A 19,858-nucleotide genomic window follows, 5' to 3' on the forward strand; every position below is an offset into this window, starting at 1 on the left:
GGAAGGAGGACGTGCCGTCCCCGCCCCTCTTCCCGATGCGCAACGTCGTCCTCGGCGCGTTCCTCCCGACGCTGCTGCTGGAGGTGGGGATCGGTGCGATGCTCCCGGTGGTCGCGGTCACGGCGACGGGGCGCGGGGCGACCCTGACCGTCGCGGGCCTGGTCACGGCGCTCCTGCCGATCGGCAAGATCCTCTTCGACCTGCCGGCCGGGGCGCTCGCGCAGCGGTTGGGCGACCGTGCGGCGATGCTGCTCGCGGGCGGGGTCGCCGTCCTCGCGTTCACGGCCGTCGCGGTCACCTCCGGCCTGTGGGGGCTCGCGGCAGGCGTGCTCGCGCTCGGCGCGGCGAACGCCGTGTTCAACCTGGCGCGGCAGGCCTACCTCACGGAGATCACGCCCCCGCTGCGGCGGGCACGGGTGCTCTCGACGCTCGCGGGCGTGCACCGCATCGGCATCTTCCTGGGGCCGTTCGCCGGCGCCCTCGTCATCGCGTCGTCGTCCGTCCAGGGGGCGTACTGGCTCGGCGCCGGGTGCGCCCTGCTCGCCGTCCTGGTGCTCGCCGTCGTCCGCCCGGAGCGGGAGCCACAGGCCGGTCCCGCCGGACCGGCGGGGGCGGCACGCCCCCGCGTGTCGATCCGGGCGGTGGCCCGCGAGCACCGCCGGCTCTTCGCGACGCTCGGGGTCGCGATCCTGCTCGTCAGCGCCGTCCGCGGGGCGCGGCAGACCGTGATCCCGCTGTGGGGCGAGCACCTGGGGCTCGACGCCGAGGTGACGTCCCTGGTGTTCGGCGTCTCCGGGGCGCTCGACATGCTGCTGTTCTACCCGGCGGGCAAGGTGATGGACCGGTTCGGACGGTTGTGGATCGCGGTCCCGTCGATGGTCACGATGTCCGCCGGCCTGGCATTCCTGCCGCTGTCGCACACGGTCGCGGGCCTCACGGTGGCCGCGGCGGTGCTCGGCGTAGGCAACGGCATGGGCTCGGGGATCGTCATGACCCTGGGGGCGGACGTCGCGCCCGCGGACGTGCGGCCCACGTTCCTCAGCGTGTGGCGGCTGTTCCAGGACACCGGTGACGCCCTCGGCCCGCTGGTGCTCTCGGCCGGGGCGGCGCTCGGGTCTCTCGCGGCCGGCGTGTGGGCGACGGCCGTGCTGGGGGCGGGCTCTGCTGCGGCGCTCGCGCGCTGGGTGCCGCGCTACTCACCGCACGGGAACCTGGTGCGCGGCCGACGCCGGGGTCTCTGACGGCCACGTGTCCGTGACGGCGGTGTCGGTGCGGTGCACCCCGAGGCCGGAGCGACCCGGCGCGAGGTCGGCCCGCAGCTCGTCGTTCCGGTCGTAGTCCCCGCTCTCGTGCGTCCGGTACTCCACCCACGGGCCGTCCTCCAGGCCGGCCAGGCGCGCGCGCAGGGTCCGGGCGGCCTGCGCGTAACCGCCGTCGTCCATCCGGTTCGCGCCGAGGACGAGCACCGGATCGGCGACTCGCATGCCCGTGTACCAGAAGGTGCCGTGCAGCAGTCCGAAGAGCACCTCGGTGAGGTCGCCGTGCAGGCCGCGCGGCCCGACGCCGTTGCCCGCGCCCACCGTCACCACCGCGAGGGCTCGCCGCCCGGCGAGGCCGCCGTCGCCGTAGCGCAGGGTGCGGCCCGAGCCCGGGTCGCGCACGCCGTAGGCGAAGCCCTGGACGAGCACCCGGTCGAGCCATCCCTTGAGGATCGCCGGCGGCCCGTGCCACCACAGCGGGAACTGCAGGACGACGGTGTCGGCCCAGGCGAGCTTGTCGTGCTCGGCACGGATGTCGGGCGCGAGCGTCCCGGCGCGCAACGCGCGCTCGGAGGCCGCGGCGACGTCGAGCCGGTCCGTCGGCAGCTCGTCAGGCAGGCCCTCGAACGCGCCGTCGTCCGGCTCGCCGAAGTCGGCAGCGGTGACCACGGGGTTCCACCCCATCGCGTACAGGTCCGACTGGACCACCTGGTGCCCGCCGGCGCGCAGCGCGGCCACGCCGTCGTCGCGCAGGTTTGCCGTCAGTGACCGGGGCTCCGGGTGGGCGAGCACCCACAGGACCTTCATCGTCAGCTCTCCCTCTGTCGGTGGCGGCGCCGGCCGTGGCGCCGTGCACCACTCTGCAGGGCTGCGGCGTCCGCGGCCAGTGGCCGGAAAGCCACACCGTGCAAGGATCGGGCCATGCCCACGACGACCGAGGCGGCGCCGGGACCGCCCGAGCGCCACCTGGTGGCCGTCCTCGTGCGCGACGGCGTCATGCCGCTCGAGCTGGGTCTGGTCCACCAGCTCTTCGGCGTGGCCCGTGCTGCCGACGGCCGCCGCCTGTACCGCGTGCGCACCTGCGCGGCGGAGCCCGGGAGGGTCCGCACGGACGCCGACTTCGCCGTCGAGGTGCCCCACGGCCCCGCGACCCTCGCCGAGGCGGACACCGTGGTCGTTCCCGCCTCGCACGAGCTCGACGAGACGGAGCACGCCGCGGTCGGCGAGGACCTCCTCGCCGGCGTCCGGCCGGACGCGCGGATCGTCTCGATCTGCACGGGCGCGTTCGTGCTGGCCCGGGCCGGCCTGCTCGACGGGCGGCGGGCGACGACGCACTGGCTGTCCGCCGAGCGCTTCCGGGGCCGCTTCCCGCAGGTCGACCTGGACGCGAGCGTGCTGTTCACCCAGGACGGCCGGGTCCTGACCTCGGCGGGGGAGGCCGCGGGGATCGACCTGTGCCTGCACCTGATCCGCACCGACCACGGCGCGGCCGTCGCCAACGACGTCGCGCGCCGCACCGTCGTCCCTCCCTTCCGCGACGGTGGGCAGGCCCAGTACGTGGACCTCCCCGTGCCGGAGGCGACCGGCGAGCACACCGGCCCGGCACGGGCGTGGGCGCTGGAACACCTGGACGAGCCCATCGGCCTGGCGGACCTCGCGCGCCGCGCGGCGATGAGCACCAGGACCTTCACCCGCCGTTTCCGTCAGGAGGTGGGCGTCTCGGCCGGGGCGTGGCTGGTGCAGCAACGCCTCGTCCGGGCTCGCCACCTGCTGGAACGCACCGACCTGCCGGTCGAGGCCGTCGCCCGCCGCGCAGGCTTCGGCACCGGTGCGTCGCTGCGCCAGCGCTTCGGCAGCCAGCTCGGCGTCAGCCCCGCCGCCTACCGGGCCACGTTCGCCCACGGTCGCGCAGAAGGCGCCCGCACGGAGAAATCACCTCACGAGTCCCGTGAGTTGCTTGACGGAACTGCACTTCGCACCTAGATGTAGGTGATGGAGGTCTTCGAGAAGTGGGAATCCGAGATCCGCGGCTACAGCCGGGCCTACCCCACGGTGTTCGCCTCGGCGTCGAACGCGCGTCAGGTGGACGAGGCCGGGCGTAGCTATATCGACTTCTTCGCGGGCGCCGGGGTGCTCAACTTCGGTCACAACAACCCGCGCATGAAGCGCGCCATGATCGAGTTCCTCGAGGCCGACGGCGTCGCGCACAGCCTCGACATGGCCACCACGACCAAGCGGGACTTCATCGAGGCCTTCGTCGCGACGGTGCTCGTGCCGCGCGGCATGACGATGCGGCTCCAGTTCATGGGACCCACCGGGACCAACGCCGTGGAGGCGGCGCTCAAGCTCGCGCGGCGGGTCACCGGTCGCCGCGAGGTGGTCGCCTTCACCCACGGGTTCCACGGCATGACCCTGGGTGCGCTCGCGCTCACGGGCAACGACGCCTTCCGCCGGGCCGCGGGCGTACCGCTGGACAACGTGCACCGGCTGCCGTTCGAGACCGCCCCCGGCGGCGGCCTCGCGTCGCTCGAGGCGTACCGGGCGCAGCTCGCCGACGTCTCGAGCGGGCTGCTGCCGCCGGCGGCGTTCGTCGTCGAGACGATCCAGGCCGAGGGCGGCGTCAACGTCGCGAGCCCCGAGTGGCTGCACGCCGTGCAGGACCTCGCGCACGACGTCGGAGCGCTGTTCGTCATCGACGAGATCCAGGTGGGCTGCGGCCGCACCGGCAGCTACTTCAGCTTCGACGGCATGGGGCTGGACCCGGACGTCATCTGCCTGGCCAAGGGCATCGGTGGCTACGGGACGCCGCTCGCCATGAACCTCAACCGCCCCGAGCTCGACGCCCAGTGGGCGCCCGGGGAGCACACCGGCACGTTCCGGGGGCAGGGCCTGTCGTTCGTGGCGGGACGCCAGGCGCTGACCTACTTCGACGACGACGAGCTCATGACGCAGGTCCGCGCCAAGGGCGACGTGATCCGCAACGCCCTCGAGGACCTGGCCGCCGGGATCGACGGTGCCGTCGTCCGCGGCCGCGGCATGATCCAGGGCCTCGACGTGGTCGACGGCGCACGCGCCAAGGCCGTCGCCGCGGCCTCCTTCGAGCGCGGGCTGCTCGTCGGCCCCTGCGGCAGCGGCGGCCGCGTGCTCAAGGCCATCCCGCCGCTCACCATCGGAGACGACGACCTGGCCGAGGGCCTGGAGATCCTCGCCGAGGCGGTGCGACGCACGAGCTAGTCCGACGAGCAGCGAGGAGGCCGGGCATGCGGCAGCGCGACGACATGACGTTCCCGTTCGAGGAGTACGAGCGGCGCGTCGGCGACCTGCGCCGACGCATGGCCGACCGGCTGCTGGACGCCGTGGTGATCACGGACCCCGAGAACCTCATGTACCTGACGGACTACCAGACCACCGGGTACTCGTTCTTCCAGGCCCTCGTGGTGCCGCTCGACGCGGAGCCGTTCATGATCACCCGCTCCATGGAGGAGTCGAACGTCGTCGCCCGCACGTGGGTCGAGCTCACCCGCCCCTACCCCGACACCGGGGACGCGATCCAGAGCCTCGTGCAGTCGCTGCGGGAGTTCGGCCTGCACACCAAGGACGTCGGGTACGAGCGCAACAGCTACTACTTCCCGGCCTACCACCAGGACTACGTGCACACGTCGTTCCGGGAGGGCCGCCTGCTGGACTGCTTCGGCATCGTCGAGGAGGGCCGCATCTGCAAGTCGCCCGCGGAGATCGAGGTCATGCGCCGGGCGGCGCACGCGACCGAGGTCGGGATGCGCGCGGGGATCGAGGCGGCCGCCGCCGGCGTCACGGAGAACGACATCGCCGCCGAGATCAGCGCGGCCATGTTTCGTGCGGGGGGCGAGTTCCCCGCCGTGATGCCGTACGTGACGTCCGGGCCGCGGACGATGATCGGGCACGCGACGTGGGAGGGGCGCACCGTGCAGCCGGGGGAGCACGTGTTCCTCGAGGTCGGCGGGTGCTTCCGCCGCTACCACACGGCCATGATGCGCACGATCGTGCTCGACGACCTGTCGCCGTCCCTGTACGTGGCGCAGGAGCGCATGAAGCTGGCGCTCGCGGAGGTGGAGGCCGCCATCCGGCCGGGGCTGACGGTGTCCGACGCGGACAACATCGTGCGCAGCATCATCTCGGACAACGGGGTCCAGGGGGAGCTCATCACGCGGTCCGGGTACTCGATCGGCATCGCGTTCCCGCCGAGCTGGGACGAGGGCTACATCGTGAGCCTCAACCAGGGCGACTCCCGCATCCTGCGCGAGGGCATGACGTTCCACATCATCCCGTGGATGTGGGGGGTGGACGGGGACAAGACCGTCGGCATCTCCGACACCGTCCGCGTGACCGCCGACGGCTGCGAGTCGTTCTTCACGCTCGACAAGGACTTCACCAGCAAGCCGGAGCACGCCGCCGTCCGCGCGCCCGACGACGTCGAGGCCGAGCCCACGCCCATCCGTCCGGAAGTCGCCTGAGGAGGTGCACGTGCTCACCGTGACCGATCCGAGCACCGGCGAGGTGGTCAGCGAGCAGCCCGCCGCGACCGCTGCCGAGGTCGAGGCCGTGCTGGCCGCCGCCGAGGCGGCCCGTGAGCCGTGGGTGGCGCGCGGTCTCGAGGGCAGGGCGCAGGTGCTCCACGCCGTCGCCGCCCACCTGCGGGCGCACGTCGAGGACCTCGCTCCGCTGATGACGCTGGAGATGGGCAAGCCGATCACCGAGGCGCGCGGCGAGGTGGAGAAGGCGGCCTGGTGCGCCGAGCACTACGCCGAGCACGCCGCCGCCTACCTGGCCGACGAGGTCATCGCCTCTGACGCCACCCGCAGCTACGTGCAGCACCTGCCCCTGGGCACCGTGCTCGGCATCCTGCCGTGGAACGCCCCGTTCTGGCTGGCGCTGCGGTTCGCCGCCCCCGCGCTGATGGCGGGCAACACCTGCGTGCTCAAGCATGACCCGCACGTGCCCGGCTGCGCGGCGGCGATCGGCCAGGTCTTCGCCCACGTGCTCGCCGAGGCGGGCGCGCCGGCAGGGGTGTTCGCGAACCTGCCGCTGGAGACGGCCGACGTCGCGGACGTCGTCCGGGACCGGCGCGTGCAGGCGGTGTCGTTCACGGGCTCCGCGCGGGGCGGGGCGGCCGTCGCGGCCGTCGCGGCGGGGGAGATCAAGCCCGCCGTGCTCGAGCTCGGCGGGTCGGACCCGTGCATCGTGCTCGCCGACGCCGACCTCGACGCCGCGGCGGACGTCATCACGACGTCGCGGATCATCAACGCCGGCCAGTCGTGCATCGCCGCGAAGCGCATCATCGTCGAGGCGCCCGTGCACGACGAGCTGGTCGACCGGCTGCGCGTCCGCCTCGCCAAGCTGGTCGTCGGCGACCCGCGCGAGGCGCAGACGCAGGTGGGCCCGATCGCCCGCGCCGACCTGCGTGACACCCTGCACCGGCAGGTCACCGAGACGGTGGCCGCCGGCGCGTCCCTGCTGCTCGGCGGCGAGCTCCCCGACGGCCCGGGCTACTTCTACCCGCCGACGCTGCTCGCCGGCGTCACCGACCGGATGCCGGCGGCGTGCGAGGAGACGTTCGGCCCGGTCATGGTGGTGATGCGGGCCGCGGACGCCGAGGACGCGCTCGCGCGGGCCAACGACACCGACTACGGGCTCGCCGCGAGCGTCTGGACGACCGCCGAGCGGGGCGAGGAGCTCGCCCGGCGGATCGCCGCGGGCCAGGTCTCGGTGAACGGCATCGTCAAGACCGACCCGCGGCTGCCGAGCGGTGGGATCAAGCGTTCGGGCTACGGCCGCGAGCTCGGCCCGCACGGGATCAAGGAGTTCGTCAACGCCCAGCAGGTGTGGGTCGGCCCGCGCCGCGGCTGACGCGGGCCGGCCCACGGCACGTCACCGGACCGTCGCGAAGCTCGGGTGGGGCGGCTGGTTGTACGCCGAGTTCTGCCAGGCCACGGCCAGCCGGTACTGCCGGTCCTCCATGAGCGACGAGTGCGCGATCGGGGTGGGGATCGTCGTGGAGTAGATCCGCAGCGCGCTGCTGTCGCCGGTGCGCCAGACGACCTCCTCGCGCCAGTCCCCGATGATGTCCGCCTGGAGCGCGGGCGTCGCCTTGGTGCCGTTGTTCGACGCCACGCCTGTGGCGGTGAGAAGACGCGTGTCGCCGCCAGTGCCGTACTCGTCGACGTGGGTGCCGTCGAGCAGCTCGCGCTGCCCGTCGCCGTCCCACCAGACGACGAAGTTGGTGGAGCCGGGCTTGCGCCCGAGGTTTCCGTTGTCGGTGGCGCTCCGCAGACCGCTCACGGCCGACGACCACACCTCGGCGCCCGGGTTGCCCGCCCAGACGTCCGCCGCCACGCCGCGGCCGTTGTCGCAGCCGCACGCCGGGGCGCTGGACACGATCTGTCCCGTCGCCGCGTCACCGACCCAGTGCGCGGGGTCGCTGCCCGACTCCGAGGGCTTGAAGACCTCGAGCCCCGGCCGCGACGGCACCAGGTCGCTGACGTGGTAGGCGTCGCCGTGGTGCGTACCGTTCTGCCAGAGGCCCCAGCCGTTGTCGTCGATCGCCATCGAGCCGTAGAGAATCTCGTCCCTGCCGTCGGAGTCGACGTCCGCGACCGAGAGCTGGTGGTTGCCGCGGCCGGTCCACTCGGGCCCGTTGGTCGACGAGCCGGAGTCGAACGTCCAGCGACGCGTGAGCTCGCCGCCCCGGAAGTCCCAGGCGGAGACGGCGGTCTTGGCGTAGTAGCCGCGGCCCATGACGATGCTCGGGCGTGAGCCGTCGAGGTAGGCGGTGCCGGCGAGGAACCGGTCCACCCGATTGCCGTACGTGTCGCCCCAGTCGCCGACGTTGCCGCGTGCGGGCCGGAAGTCGGCGGTGTCGAGCACGGCGCCGTCGGTGCCGCGGAACACGGACAGGAACTCCGGTCCCGTCAGGACGTAGCCGCTGGAGTTCCGGTGGTCGGCGGACGCGCTGCCGATCACCTGCCCCGTGCCGGAGACCGAGCCGTCGCCGGTCCGCACCGCGACCTCGGCCCGGCCGTCGCCGTCGTAGTCGTACACCTGGAACTGCGTGTAGTGCGCGCCGGCCCGGACGTTGCGCCCCAGGTCGATGCGCCAGAGGCGCTCGCCGTCTAGCTCGTAGGCGTCCAGGAGCACGTTGCCCGTGTACCCCGACTGCGAGTTGTCCTTGGCGTTGCTCGGGTCCCACTTGAGGACGATCTCGTACTCCCCGTCGCCGTCCAGGTCGCCCACCGAGGCGTCGTTGGCGGAGTACGTGTAGCTGCCGCTCGGGGTGCTGCCTCCTGTCGGCACGTCGAGCGGGACGTCGAGCGTGCTCGCGAGCGCGCCCACGACGGGCTCGAGGACCAGCGAGCCCTGCGAGCGGGCCGGCGTGCCCGTGGACCGTGCCGCGGCCGCGCCGGGACCCGCGGGGACGACGGCGTACCGGGCGTCGGCGGGCGCGCCACGGTCGAGGAACGTGGTGGCACCGCGGACGGGCTCGGGCGAGACGAGCACGCCGTCGCGGTAGACGTCGAAGGCAGCGTCGTCGCCGTCGGCGGTGAGCAGGCGCCAGCTCACGACGTTGCCGTCGTCGCCGGGCGTGCTGATCGTGCCCCGTCCGGAGACGGGGGAGAGGCCCGGGGCGACGGCGACGCCCTGACCGGCGGGTTCCGGGAGGTCACCGGGTCCACCGGGGCGGTCGAGCGCGACGGCGAGGGTGGGCACCGACAGGGCGAGCGCGCCGAGGGCGGCGACGCACGCACCGAGTGTGGACTTGCGGGAGATCGGCAGCATCATTGCTCCGTTCCGTGTGAGTCGATTCACTTCGGACGGTACGACACTGCCAGAAAGCGGTTGCCCGCGTCATCCCCTGGTCCCACCCCGTGGGACGCTCAAGGGCGGGGGATGCTCGTCACCGTCGTCAGGAGGAACACCGAGTCGTCGAGCGCGAGCACGGCGTGCCGGTCATGGGTGAGCACGCGGAGCTGGCCGGCGCCCACCTCTTCGTCGCCCTCCAGCGCCGTCACGCGCACGCGGCCGTGCAGCACGAGGATCGACGCCGCGGGCGGCGAGTTGTGCTCGCCGAGCTCGACCCCCTCCGTCAACGCCAGCACCGACTGGCGCAGCGGGCCGTCGTGGACGACGATCTCGGCGCTGCGGCCGTTGTCGGCGCTCCTGGCGCGTTCGAGGTGCGATTCGATCAGTCGGTCGAGGTCTGCCATGCGCCTCACCGTAGCGGCAGCGAGGCCATTCCTCAGCCGAGGAGGCCGAGCCGCTCGAAGGCCTGCGCCACCCCGCCGCCCGCCGGGCCCGGGACGACCAGGTCGGCCTCGGCCAGCAGCCCCGGCGGGGCGCCCTCGACGGCGACGCCCGTCCCGGCGCACTGCAGCATCTCCAGGTCGTTGTGCCCGTCACCGACGGCGACGACGTCGGACAGCGGGCTGCTGAGGTGACGCATCACGATCTCGATGCCGACGGCCTTGGTGATCTCGGCGAGGTGGATCTCGCCCGAGCCCGTGCCGGTGTCGGCGTACGAGCTCGGCAGCACCCCGATCCGGCTCCCGAGCTGGGCACGCATGACGTCGAGCGGCACGGGGGAGTCGAAGTAGCTCACCTTGGCGAAGCTCACGCCCGACAGGTCGCCGGGCATGCGCAGCACGTCGGCGATCTCGGGCGGGGCGGCCGCGCCACGCCGCAGGAGGCGGACGTCGGTCCCCACGGGTCCGTACACGGCGTCCGGCGTCTCGAGCAGGTAGGCGACGTCGTGCGCGTCGAGCAGCGCCAGGACGCCGGCGGCCAGGTCGGCGGGGAACCTGACGTCCTCCGCGACGGCCCCGTCCAGGCGCACGTACGCGCCCGCGGAGGCGACGACGCCGTCGAACCCCGCATCCAGGAGGTGGTCGGTCAGCATGGACACCGGTCGCCCGGTGCACAGCAGCACCCGGTGCCCCGCCCGGCGTGCGGCGCGCACGGCCGCCGCGTGCGCCGGCGGCACGGTGCCGTGGTCGGCGTACGTGCCGTCCACGTCCAGGAACACGGTCCTCGGGCTCGATCCCGTCACGTGGTCAGTCCTCCGGTGCGTCGACGGCGTGGGCTCCTGCCAGCCTAGTCGGAGCCCCGTGCTTGACTGCCGCCATGACTGCCGCAGCGCACGAGGGCTCCCCCGAGGACGACGTCGCGACCCGGGGCGACCTCTGGTCGATGATCCACGCGGAGCGGGCGGCGCTCGCGGAGGAGCTCGCGGGCCTCGACGACGAGGCCTGGCGCACGCCGTCGCTGTGCACGGGGTGGTCCGTGCAGGACGTGGTCGCGCATCTCACCGCGGGGGCGAGCACCGGCCGGTGGGCATGGCTGCGCAGCATCGTGGCGGCGGGGTTCGACGCCGACAAGCACAACGCCCGCCGGCTCGCCGAGCACCGGGGGCCCGACCCCGCGGACACGCTGCGCCGGTTCCGGGCGGTCGTGGACAGCCGGGTGGCGCCCTCGGGCGACACCGCCGCGTGGCTGGGCGAGGTCGTCGTGCACGCGCAGGATGTCCGACGGCCGCTCGGGATCACCACCGTGCCGCCCGTCGCGACCCTGACGCCGGTGGCGCGGTTCTTCGCGGCGAAGGACTTCGCGGTGAACAGCCGGAGCACCGCGCGCGGGCTGCGGCTCGTCGCCACCGACGGGCCGTTCGCCGCGGGCTCCGGCCCCGAGGTGCACGGCACCACCCTCGCCCTGGTCATGGTGATGGCCGGTCGGGCGTCGTTTTGCGACGAGCTCTCGGGGGGCGGCGTGGCGATCGTGCGCGACCGGCTGGCGCCGCCGGGAACGTCACCGCGTCGGCTGCTGCGCGGGATCAGGGCTGAGGGCGGTCAGCGAGGCGACGTCACGTGACGGCGCCGAGCTGCCAGGGCACGAACTCGTCCGCGCCCAGGTCGAGCTCCTCGGACACGGTCTGCTCGCCGGAGGCGACGGCGAGGATCTTCTCGAAGAGCTCGGCACCGACCTCCTCGACGGACAGGCCGGTCTCGACGATCCGGCCGGCGTCCAGGTCCATGTCCTCGCGCATGCGCCGGTAGGTGTCGGAGTTGGTCGCCACCTTGATCGACGGTGCCGGCTTGCAGCCCAGCACGGAACCCCGCCCGGTGGTGAAGACGACGACGTTCGCACCGCCCGCGACGATGCCGGTCACCGAGACCGGGTCGTAGCCGGGGGTGTCCATGAAGGTCATGCCGCGCTCGGTGACGGGCTCGGCGTACTCGTGGACCGCGACGAGGTCGGCGGTGCCCGCCTTGGCGACGGCGCCGAGCGACTTCTCGAGGATGGTGGTGAGCCCGCCCGCCTTGTTGCCGGGCGACGGGTTGTTGTCGAGCGTGCCGCCGCCGGCGGCCGCGTAGCCCTGCCACCAGTCGAGACGGTCCAGCAGCCGCTGGCCCACCTCGCGGGACACCGCCCTGCGCAGCAGCAGGTGCTCGGCACCGAACACCTCGGGGGTCTCGGCGAGGATCGACGTGCCGCCCTGCGCGACGAGCAGGTCGGACGCGTGGCCCAGCGCGGGGTTGGCCGTGATGCCGGAGAAGCCGTCGGAGCCACCGCAGTTCAGCCCGAGCACGAGCTCGGAGGCGGGTGCCTCCTCGCGGCGCAGCGCCTCGATCCCCGGGAGCATCTCCGTGATCGCGGCGACCCCGGCGCGCACCGTCGCACGGATGCCGCCGGTGTCCTGGATCGTCAGGGTCCGCACGGGCAGGTCGTCGCGGAGCCGCAGCCCGTCGAGCACGGACGTCACGGGCAGCATCTCGCAGCCCAGCCCGACGACCAGCAGGCCCGCCATGTTGGCGTGCGACGCGTACCCGCGCAGCGTGCGCAGCGTCACCTGGGCGCCCTCGGACGTGGGCACGAGGCCGCAGCCGGTGTCGTGCGTGAGGGCGACGACGCCGTCGACGTGCGGGTAGGCGTCGAGCACCGGACCGCGGAACTGGTCGGCGATCATCCGCGCCGTCGAGGCCGAGCAGTTCACCGACGTGAGGATGCCGACGTAGTTGCGGGTGCCCCAGCGGCCGTCGGAGCGCCGGTAGCCCTGGAACGTGCGGCGGTGCGTGGCGGGCGGGAGCACGGTGCGCGCGGTGCCGAACTCGTACTCGCGGGCACCGTCGTCCATGCCGAGGTTGTGCGTGTGCACGTGCTCGCCGGGTGTGATCGCCGCCTTGGCGAGCCCGATGGACTGCCCGTACTTGTGCACCCCGGCGCCGGCCTCGACGGGGCGGACGGCGAGCTTGTGCCCGCGCGGCAGGGTCGACGCGGTGATGATCTCGTCCCCGCCGGGGAGCCGGACCGTCGTGCCCGCGGGCACCTGGCGGGTCGCCACCGCGACGTCGTCCGCGGGCCGGAGCAGCAGCGCGATCTCCGCGAGGTCGACGGTGCCGGGCAGCGGCTCGGGCGCGTGCGGGACGCTGGTCAGCGGGATGGTGCTCACGGGATCACGACCTCGGGATCGGGGGAGAGGCGGACGGCGGGGGAGGAGGCGGCAGGGGCGGGGGCGGGCCCGCTGGAGGAGCGGACCACCAGGTGCGTGGGAAGGCAGCGGCGCTCCGGCGCCTGCCCGGCGGCCCGACCGCCGGTGACGTCGAGCAGGTCCACGGCCTGGCGTCCGGCCCGGGCGAGCGGGACGGCGACGGTCGTCAGCGGGGGCGTGACGAGGGTGGCGGCGGCGACGTCGTCGAAACCGACCACGGAGACGTCGTCGGGCACGCGCACCCCGCGGGCGTGCAGGCGGGCGAGCACGCCCAGCGCGACGAGGTCGTTGAAGCACAGCACGGCGCTCGCGCCGGCGGCGAGCGCGAGGTCGGCCGCCTGGACGCCGCCCGCGTGGACGGGGCGGAACGCGCCGAGGTCCAGGACCTCGGTCGCCTCGACCTCCGCCGCGCCGCCGGCCGTGAACGCGGAGCGGCGCAGGGCGTCCGACCACGAGGCGGCGGGACCGCCCGCGTACGCCACGGCGTCGTGGCCGAGCGCGCGCAGGTGCGCCAGCGCCTGGCGGACGCCGTCGGCCGTGTCGAAGGAGACCGACGGCGCGCCGGGCGCCTCGCGGTTGACCAGCGCCACGCGACCGTCGGCCACGACGCGCTCCAGCGCGGGCGGGGGCATCCGGGGGGAGCAGAGCACGAGGCCGTCGACGCGGTCGAGGAGGCGGTCCACGAGGTCGCGCTCCAGGTCCCCGTCCTCGTCGGTGTCGGCGACGAGCACCTCGCGCCCGGTCTCGCGGGCCCTGCCCTGCACGCCCTTGGCGACCGCGGCGAAGAACGGGTTCTCCAGGTCGGGCAGCACCAGGCCGATGGTGCCGGTGCTGCCGGTGGTCAGCGCCCGGGCGGCGTGGCTGGGGCGGTAGCCGAGCGCCTCGGCGGTACGCACCACCTGCTCGCGGTTCGCCGCGGAGACGTGGGGCGCGTCGCTCAGGGCGCGGGACGCCGTGGCGAGCGAGACGCCCGCGGCGCGCGCGACGTCACGAAGAGTGACCACGCGACCTCCCGAGGGCTCCGGGGAACCGACTGGAACCGGTTCCAACGCGTTCCACCCTACCGCAGGGGGTCAGGCCGGAGGATCGGCCGGCCAGGAGAACCAGTCCTCGGGGACCGACTCGTCGAGCCGGTGCACCTCGTCGTCGCGCAAGGCCCAGGCGACCAGGAGGCCCGTGGCCACGATCCTCGCGACGGCCCCGGCGCCGAGCGGGCTGAAGTGCGTGTCGTCCGCCCGCCCGTCGGCGTGCAGGAAGTACCGCTTCGTCTCCTCCGGTCCGAGCCCGTGCCACAGGGCGAGCGAGTCGCCCTGGAGGTCGAGCAGCGGCACGTCCTCGTCCGCGGCCACGGCCCGCACCGCGTCCGGGTACTCGCCGTGGGTGGGCAGGGCGGTCCCCGCCTCGTCGAAGGAGCGCCGCTCGACCGGCGTCACCAGCACGGGCTCGGCCCCGGCGTCCCGGGCACCGCGCACGTACTCGCGCAGGTGCTCCGAGTAGTCGGACCAGGGCTCCGTGAACCGCGACGGGTCGTCGGCCTTGGCGTCGTTGTGCCCGAACTGGATCACGAAGACGTCGCCCCGGCTGACCGCGGCGAGCGCCGTGCCGCGACGGCCCTCGGCGGCGAAGCTCCTGGTGCTGCGCCCGTTGCGGGCGTGGTTCGCCACGGCGACGTCGTCGCGCAGGTAGAAGGGCAGGGCCATGCCCCAGCCCGTCTCCGGCGCGGCCGCCGCGCCCTTCGGAGCGGCGGTCGAGTCGCCGACCAGGTGGATGGTGCGGGGCATGGGTCCTCCAGGGGACGTGGGAAGACGCGGGAGAACCCCGCGCCCACCGGTATGGCCGGGTGCTCGTCTGCACCCTATGTGCCCCACGTCACCCGGCCGTGCCGCTCCGCACCGCCGACCCGGGGCCGCCCACCGAGATGCCCTGTACGCACACCGGTCCCGTGAGTAGGGTCGGCGCAGATCCGGTCAGCACCAGCACCGTCGCCGCGCGCACCAGGAGTCAACGATGCCCCGTCCACCGTTCCCCGCCCCCGTGCTCGACCTGCTCCGCGAGCCCCGGCCCGCGGTGATCGGCGTGGTGCGCAGCGACGGCAGCCCTGTCACGGCGGCCACGTGGTACCTGCTCGAGGAGGACGGCGCCGGCGGTGGGCAGGTCGTGGTGAACCTCGACGCCACGCGCAGGCGGGTGGCCCACATGCGCGCCAACCCCCAGGTGAGCGTGACGGTGCTGGGCGAGAGCTGGTACACGCACGTGACGCTGCTCGGCCGCGTGAGCGCCTGGCGCGACGACGTCGACCTGGCGGACATCGACCGGATCTCGCGGCACTACGGCGGCGAGCCGTACGCCGTGCGGGACGGCGCCCGCGTGACCGCCGTGATCGACGTCGAGCGCTGGACGGCCTGGGGCTCCCTGGCCGGCGCCCGCTGAGCGGCGGCGATGCGACTCGGAGTGCCCCGTAACCCCGGGGCCGAGCATCGCCTGGCCGTCGTCACCCCCGACGCGGCCGGCCGGCTGACCGACCTCGGCTACGACGTCGTCGTCGAGCCGGGGGCCGGCGACGGCGCACGGATGCCCGCCGCCGAGTACGTCGCGGCCGGCGCTCGCGTCGCCGAGCGCACGGAGGTCTGGTCGGCCGACGTGGTGGTGACCCTCGACCCGCCCGGGCCGGACGAGCTCGCCCTGCTGCGACCGGGCACCGTCCTGGTGTCGCGGCTGGCGCCCGCGACCGACGCCGAGCTGCTCGCCGACCTCGCCGCCCGCGGCGTGACGGCGCTCGCCCTCGACGCCGTGCCGCGCATCTCGCGCGCCCAGGCCCTGGACGTGCTGTCGGCGCTGTCCAACGTGGCCGGGTACCGGGCCGTGATCGAGGCGGCCGACGAGTTCGGCGGCATGTTCACCGGCCAGGTCACCGCCGCCGGGTCGACGCCGCCCGCCCGGGTCTTCGTCATCGGCGCCGGGGTGGCGGGGCTCGCGGCGATCGGCACGGCGGTCAGCCTCGGCGCCGAGGTGTACGCCTTCGACGTCCGCCCCGAGGCCGCCGAGCAGATCGAGTCGCTCGGCGCACGCGTCGTGCGGGCGGACGCCGCGACCCAGGACGTCAGCGCCGACGGGTACGCGAGCGCGCAGAGCGCGGACCAGGAGGCCGCGGCCCTGCGGGCGTACGCCGACCAGTCGGCGCAGGCGGACGTCGTCATCACGACCGCCCTCGTGCGGGGCACGGCACCCACGACGATCACGCACGAGATGGTCGGGTCGATGCGCCCCGGGTCGGTGGTGGTCGACCTCGCGGCGTCCGGCGGGGGCAACTGCGAGGCCACCGTGCCGGGCGAGCGGGTCGTGACGGACCGCGGCGTCGTGGTGCTCGGGTACACGGACCTGCCAGCCCGGCTGCCGCAGCACAGCTCGCGGCTGCTGGGCACGGTCGTGGTCAACCTGCTCACGCTGCTCACACCGGCCCGCGACGGCACGCCCCTGCTCGACCTCGAGGACGCGGTCGTGCGCGGGATGACGGTGGCGCGTGGCGGCCAGGTCCTGTGGCCGCCACCACCCGTGCAGGTCTCGGCGGCGCCACCGCCCGCCCCCGAGAGCGATGCCGGCGCGGTGGGCGCGGGCGTGGCGCCCGACCCCGCGCTGCGCCGCCGTCGCCGGACGCTCCTGGCAGGGCTGGGAGCCGTCGCCGCCGGCGCCCTCGTGGCGATCTCCCCGTCGGACGTCGTGGGCCACTACACGGTGTTCGCCCTGGCCGTCGTCGTCGGGTTCTACGTGATCTCGAACGTCACCCACGCCCTGCACACACCGCTCATGGCCCAGACCAACGCGATCAGCGGCATCATCATGGTCGGCGCGCTCCTGCAGATCGGGGACCCGTCGCCCGTCGTCACGACGCTCGCGGTCCTCGCCGCGGCCCTGGCGAGCATCAACGTCTTCGGCGGGTTCCTCGTGACCCGGCGGATGCTCGGCATGTTCCGCCGCGACCCGGAGGCGTCATGACCGTCACGTCCGTGGTGCTGGCCGCCTACCTGGCCGCCGGGATCCTGTTCATCGCGTCGTTGGCGGGCCTGTCCGCACAGACCTCCGCGCGGCGCGGCACCGTGCTGGGCATGCTCGGCATGACGGTGGCGCTCGCGGCCACCGTCGCGCTGGCGCTCGAACGGTCGTCGCGCCCGTGGCCGGTGACCGCGGGGCTGATCCTGCTGGTGCTGGTCGTCGGTGCGGCGGTGGGCACCTGGCGGGCGCGGCGCGTCGAGATGACGCAGATGCCGGAGCTCATCGCGCTGCTGCACTCGTTCGTGGGACTGTCCGCGGTGCTCGTCGGGTACGGGTCGTACCTGGCCGAGCCGGCGGGCGCGGCCGCGGTCGACCCCGTGCACCGGGTCGAGGTCTTCCTCGGCGTGCTCATCGGAGCCGTGACGTTCACAGGGTCGGTGGTGGCGTTCGGCAAGCTGTCTGGCCGGATGGCGTCGGCGCCGCTCACGCTGCCGGCGCGCAACCTGCTCAACCTGGCGGCGCTCGTGGTGTGCGGCGGTCTGCTGACATGGTTCCTCGCGGGGGGTTCGACGGCGGCCGGGCTGGCGCCGCTGCTGGTGATGACGCTCGTCGCGCTCGCCCTGGGCTGGCACCTGGTGGCGGCGATCGGCGGCGGCGACATGCCCGTCGTGGTGTCGATGCTCAACTCGTACTCGGGCTGGGCGGCGGCTGCGGCCGGGTTCACGCTCGGGAACGACCTGCTGATCGTCACGGGCGCCCTCGTCGGTGCCTCCGGTGCGATCCTCAGCTACCTCATGTGCAAGGCCATGAACCGTTCGTTCTGGTCCGTCGTCCTGGGCGGGTTCGGCACGGGCGGCGGCACGTCGCCCGGCGCGACCACGGAGCAGGGGGAGGTCCGCGAGGCCTCGCCGGAGGCCGTGGCCGACCTGCTGGCCGGCGCGCGGTCGGTCGTCGTGGTGCCCGGCTACGGGATGGCGGTGGCCAAGGCGCAGCACCCGGTCGCGGAGCTCGCCCAGCGCCTGCGCGACCGCGGGGTCCGTGTGCGGTTCGGCGTGCACCCGGTGGCCGGGCGGCTGCCCGGGCACATGAACGTGCTGCTGGCCGAAGCGCGGGTGCCGTACGACATCGTGCTCGGCATGGAGGAGGTCAACCCGGACCTGCCGGACACCGACGTCGTGCTCGTGATCGGCGCGAACGACACGGTGAACCCTGCGGCGCAGGACGACCCGGCGTCGCCGATCGCGGGCATGCCCGTCATCGAGGCGTGGAAGGCCCGCGACGTCGTGGTCTTCAAGCGCTCGCTCGCCACCGGCTACGCGGGCGTGGGCAACCCGCTGTTCTTCCGGGACAACACGCAGATGCTCTTCGGCGACGCGAAGGAGCAGGTGGACAAGATCGTCCAGGCGCTCTGACGACGGAGTCGCGACGCCCTGACGGCGCGGCCGGACCGCGCCGTCAGGAGTGGCCGGTCAGACCCGGGAGTCGGCCTGGGACTCGTACACCGCGGCGTCGAGCACGCCGTCGGCGCGCACGACGGGGGCAGCCGGCTCGACGGGTGCGGCCGGTGCCGTCTCGAGGTCGCGGGCGTCGGCGGGGACGCCGTCGATGCTGGGCATCAGGGTGGACAGCTCGCCGCGCCAGGAGGCGAAGCGCTCCGGGAAGCAGGTCTCGAGCACGTCGACCATCGCGGAGGCGGCGGTCGAGGCGCCGGGGGAGGCGCCGAGCAGGCCGGCGATGGTGCCGTCGGCGCCCGAGACGATCTCGGTGCCGAACTGCAGCACGCCCTTGCCCTCGGCGTCGCGCTTGATGACCTGCACGCGCTGCCCGGCGGTGATCGTCTCCCAGTCCTTCGGGTGAGCGGTCGGCATGAACTGCTGGAGGCTGTGGAACTTGGTCTCCGGCGCCGCCACGAGCTGGCCGACGAGGTACTGGGTGAGGTCGAGGTTCTTCAGCCCCGCGCCGAGCATCGACGTGAGGTTGTGGGCGCGCATCGACGTGATCAGGCCGAGGTACTTGCCCTTCTTGAGGTACTTGGGGCTGAACCCGGCGTACGGGCCGAACATGAGGTACTGCCGGCCGTCGATGACGCGCGTGTCCAGGTGAGGCACCGACATCGGCGGCGCGCCGACGTCGGCCTTGCCGTAGACCTTGGCCTGGTGCCGCGCGACGACCTCGGGGTTCGAGGTGCGCAGAAACTCGCCGGAGATCGGGAAGCCGCCGAAGCCCTTGATCTCGGGGATGCCCGAGGACTGCAGCAGCGGCAGCGCGCCGCCACCGGCGCCGACGAACACGAACTTGGCGTCGACGGTGCTCGTGCGCACGTCCGCGTTCCAGGAGCGGTCCTTGACGCGCAGGCGCCAGCGGCCGTCCTTGCGGCGCTTGAGGCTCTTGACCTCGTGCTCGAGCTTGAGCTCGGCGCCGTTCTGCACGAGCCCGTCGACGAGCTGGCGGGTGAGGTTGCCGAAGTCGACGTCGGTGCCCGAGGTCGACCGGGTCGCGGCGACGGCCTCCGAGGCGTCGCGGTCCTCGGTGAGCAGCGGTGCCCAGCGCTCGATCGTGGCGCGGTCGGTGCTGAGCTCGAGGTCGCGGAACAGGGGGTGCGCGCTGAGGGCCTGGTGCCGGCGGCGCAGGTACTCGACGTTCTTCTCGCCACGCACGAACGTCATGTGCGGGGTGCGGCTGATGAACGACGAGTCCTTGAGGCGGCCGGTCGCCAGCAGGTGCTGCCACAGCTCGCGGGAGACCTCGAACTGTTCGTTGATCGCCACCGCCTTGCTGATGTCGACCGTGCCGTCGGCTCGCTCCGGCGTGTAGTTGAGCTCGCAGAGCGCGGCGTGCCCGGTGCCCGCGTTGTTCCACGGGTTGGAGGACTCCAGCGCGACGTCGTCGAGGCGCTCGTAGATGCGGATCGACCACGTCGGCTCGAGCTGCTGGAGCAGCGTGCCGAGGGTCGCACTCATGATGCCGGCGCCGATGAGGACGACGTCGACGTCGCCTGAGGCCTGGGTGCCGGGAGCCGTCTGTCGCGAAGTCACGCCCGCCACTGTACGACGTGCGTGAAAACTGTCACAAAGAATGAGAGGAACCTCACAAG

The 19,858-nt window shown here is 73.8% G+C and carries 17 protein-coding genes; 9 read left to right on the forward strand and 8 right to left on the reverse strand.

Going from position 1 to position 19,858, the window contains the following annotated elements; translation table 11 throughout:
* Positions 1 to 11 precede the first annotated feature (11 nt).
* The gene (locus tag LEP48_RS10145) at positions 12 to 1,241 is read left to right on the forward strand and encodes an MFS transporter (protein ID WP_225565477.1); all 1,230 of its coding nucleotides are present in this window, start codon (positions 12 to 14) and stop codon (positions 1,239 to 1,241) included.
* Here LEP48_RS10145 and LEP48_RS10150 read toward each other — a convergent pair.
* Positions 1,197 to 2,066, reverse strand: a complete 870-nt coding sequence (locus LEP48_RS10150) for an NAD(P)H-dependent oxidoreductase (RefSeq protein ID WP_225565478.1) — start codon at positions 2,064 to 2,066, stop codon at positions 1,197 to 1,199. The genes LEP48_RS10145 and LEP48_RS10150 overlap by 45 nt on opposite strands.
* A 114-nt stretch (positions 2,067 to 2,180) precedes the next feature.
* Here LEP48_RS10150 and LEP48_RS10155 point away from each other — a divergent pair, with 114 nt between their 5' ends.
* From LEP48_RS10155 to LEP48_RS10170, 4 genes are read left to right on the forward strand one after another with little or no spacing between them, the layout of a single operon-like run.
* Positions 2,181 to 3,242, forward strand: coding sequence for a GlxA family transcriptional regulator (locus LEP48_RS10155; protein WP_225565479.1), 1,062 nt, complete (start codon positions 2,181 to 2,183; stop codon positions 3,240 to 3,242).
* Between the two features lie 9 nt (positions 3,243 to 3,251).
* Complete coding sequence (locus LEP48_RS10160; protein ID WP_225565480.1) at positions 3,252 to 4,493, forward strand: aspartate aminotransferase family protein; 1,242 nt, start codon at positions 3,252 to 3,254, stop codon at positions 4,491 to 4,493.
* A 26-nt stretch (positions 4,494 to 4,519) separates the two neighbouring features.
* Positions 4,520 to 5,752: an ectoine hydrolase gene (gene doeA, locus LEP48_RS10165; RefSeq protein WP_225565481.1), complete on the forward strand. Its 1,233-nt coding sequence runs from the start codon at positions 4,520 to 4,522 to the stop codon at positions 5,750 to 5,752.
* Positions 5,753 to 5,762: 10 nt separating this feature from the next.
* Positions 5,763 to 7,145, forward strand: coding sequence for an aldehyde dehydrogenase family protein (locus LEP48_RS10170; protein ID WP_225565482.1), 1,383 nt, complete (start codon positions 5,763 to 5,765; stop codon positions 7,143 to 7,145).
* A gap of 21 nt (positions 7,146 to 7,166) precedes the next feature.
* On the opposite strand, the gene LEP48_RS10175 is transcribed toward LEP48_RS10170, so the two are convergent.
* The 3 genes from LEP48_RS10175 to LEP48_RS10185 form a co-directional block, all read right to left on the reverse strand.
* Positions 7,167 to 9,071 carry a rhamnogalacturonan lyase gene (locus LEP48_RS10175; protein ID WP_225565483.1) on the reverse strand — a complete coding sequence of 635 codons (1,905 nt, stop codon included), beginning with the start codon at positions 9,069 to 9,071 and terminating at the stop codon, positions 7,167 to 7,169.
* Between the two features lie 98 nt (positions 9,072 to 9,169).
* A complete protein-coding gene (locus LEP48_RS10180; RefSeq protein ID WP_225565484.1) occupies positions 9,170 to 9,499 on the reverse strand; it encodes a cupin domain-containing protein in 330 nt (109 codons plus the stop codon).
* A gap of 32 nt (positions 9,500 to 9,531) precedes the next feature.
* On the reverse strand, positions 9,532 to 10,338 hold the full coding sequence (locus LEP48_RS10185; protein WP_225565485.1) for an HAD hydrolase family protein: 807 nt from the start codon (positions 10,336 to 10,338) through the stop codon (positions 9,532 to 9,534).
* A gap of 74 nt (positions 10,339 to 10,412) precedes the next feature.
* On the opposite strand from LEP48_RS10185, the gene LEP48_RS10190 reads away from it, so the two are divergent.
* Positions 10,413 to 11,156, forward strand: coding sequence for a maleylpyruvate isomerase family mycothiol-dependent enzyme (locus tag LEP48_RS10190; RefSeq protein WP_225565486.1), 744 nt, complete (start codon positions 10,413 to 10,415; stop codon positions 11,154 to 11,156).
* Here the strand turns inward: LEP48_RS10190 and LEP48_RS10195 are convergent.
* From LEP48_RS10195 to LEP48_RS10205, 3 genes are all read right to left on the reverse strand, one after another.
* Positions 11,149 to 12,735, reverse strand: a complete 1,587-nt coding sequence (locus LEP48_RS10195; protein WP_225565487.1) for a UxaA family hydrolase — start codon at positions 12,733 to 12,735, stop codon at positions 11,149 to 11,151. The genes LEP48_RS10190 and LEP48_RS10195 overlap by 8 nt on opposite strands.
* A complete protein-coding gene (locus tag LEP48_RS10200; protein ID WP_225565488.1) occupies positions 12,732 to 13,778 on the reverse strand; it encodes a LacI family DNA-binding transcriptional regulator in 1,047 nt (348 codons plus the stop codon). The genes LEP48_RS10195 and LEP48_RS10200 overlap by 4 nt, the downstream gene beginning before the upstream one ends.
* Positions 13,779 to 13,847: 69 nt before the next feature.
* Complete coding sequence (locus tag LEP48_RS10205; protein WP_225565489.1) at positions 13,848 to 14,555, reverse strand: rhamnogalacturonan acetylesterase; 708 nt, start codon at positions 14,553 to 14,555, stop codon at positions 13,848 to 13,850.
* Between the two features lie 226 nt (positions 14,556 to 14,781).
* Here LEP48_RS10205 and LEP48_RS10210 point away from each other — a divergent pair, with 226 nt between their 5' ends.
* From LEP48_RS10210 to pntB, 3 genes are read left to right on the forward strand one after another with little or no spacing between them, the layout of a single operon-like run.
* Positions 14,782 to 15,204, forward strand: coding sequence for a pyridoxamine 5'-phosphate oxidase family protein (locus LEP48_RS10210; protein WP_225565490.1), 423 nt, complete (start codon positions 14,782 to 14,784; stop codon positions 15,202 to 15,204).
* 9 nt (positions 15,205 to 15,213) lie between these two features.
* On the forward strand, positions 15,214 to 16,767 hold the full coding sequence (locus LEP48_RS10215) for a Re/Si-specific NAD(P)(+) transhydrogenase subunit alpha (RefSeq protein ID WP_225565491.1): 1,554 nt from the start codon (positions 15,214 to 15,216) through the stop codon (positions 16,765 to 16,767).
* On the forward strand, positions 16,764 to 18,176 hold the full coding sequence (gene pntB / locus LEP48_RS10220; RefSeq protein ID WP_225565492.1) for a Re/Si-specific NAD(P)(+) transhydrogenase subunit beta: 1,413 nt from the start codon (positions 16,764 to 16,766) through the stop codon (positions 18,174 to 18,176). Before LEP48_RS10215 ends, pntB begins: the two co-directional genes overlap by 4 nt.
* A 57-nt stretch (positions 18,177 to 18,233) precedes the next feature.
* Here pntB and mqo read toward each other — a convergent pair whose 3' ends face one another.
* Positions 18,234 to 19,799 carry a malate dehydrogenase (quinone) gene (gene mqo / locus LEP48_RS10225; RefSeq protein WP_225565493.1) on the reverse strand — a complete coding sequence of 522 codons (1,566 nt, stop codon included), beginning with the start codon at positions 19,797 to 19,799 and terminating at the stop codon, positions 18,234 to 18,236.
* Between the last annotated feature and the right edge of the window lie 59 nt (positions 19,800 to 19,858).

This window comes from Isoptericola luteus (genome assembly GCF_020297055.1).
GTDB lineage: Bacteria > Actinomycetota > Actinomycetes > Actinomycetales > Cellulomonadaceae > Isoptericola > Isoptericola luteus.

Coding starts and splice junctions, on each gene's coding strand:
- LEP48_RS10150 (WP_225565478.1), bottom strand. CDS start 2,066: ATGAAGGTCCTGTGGGTGCTCGCCCACCCGGAGCCCCGGTCACTGACG.
- LEP48_RS10210 (WP_225565490.1), top strand. CDS start 14,782: ATGCCCCGTCCACCGTTCCCCGCCCCCGTGCTCGACCTGCTCCGCGAG.
- LEP48_RS10180 (WP_225565484.1), bottom strand. CDS start 9,499: ATGGCAGACCTCGACCGACTGATCGAATCGCACCTCGAACGCGCCAGG.
- LEP48_RS10215 (WP_225565491.1), top strand. CDS start 15,214: ATGCGACTCGGAGTGCCCCGTAACCCCGGGGCCGAGCATCGCCTGGCC.
- LEP48_RS10155 (WP_225565479.1), top strand. CDS start 2,181: ATGCCCACGACGACCGAGGCGGCGCCGGGACCGCCCGAGCGCCACCTG.
- LEP48_RS10175 (WP_225565483.1), bottom strand. CDS start 9,071: ATGCTGCCGATCTCCCGCAAGTCCACACTCGGTGCGTGCGTCGCCGCC.
- LEP48_RS10205 (WP_225565489.1), bottom strand. CDS start 14,555: ATGCCCCGCACCATCCACCTGGTCGGCGACTCGACCGCCGCTCCGAAG.
- doeA (WP_225565481.1), top strand. CDS start 4,520: ATGCGGCAGCGCGACGACATGACGTTCCCGTTCGAGGAGTACGAGCGG.
- LEP48_RS10160 (WP_225565480.1), top strand. CDS start 3,252: ATGGAGGTCTTCGAGAAGTGGGAATCCGAGATCCGCGGCTACAGCCGG.
- LEP48_RS10190 (WP_225565486.1), top strand. CDS start 10,413: ATGACTGCCGCAGCGCACGAGGGCTCCCCCGAGGACGACGTCGCGACC.
- pntB (WP_225565492.1), top strand. CDS start 16,764: ATGACCGTCACGTCCGTGGTGCTGGCCGCCTACCTGGCCGCCGGGATC.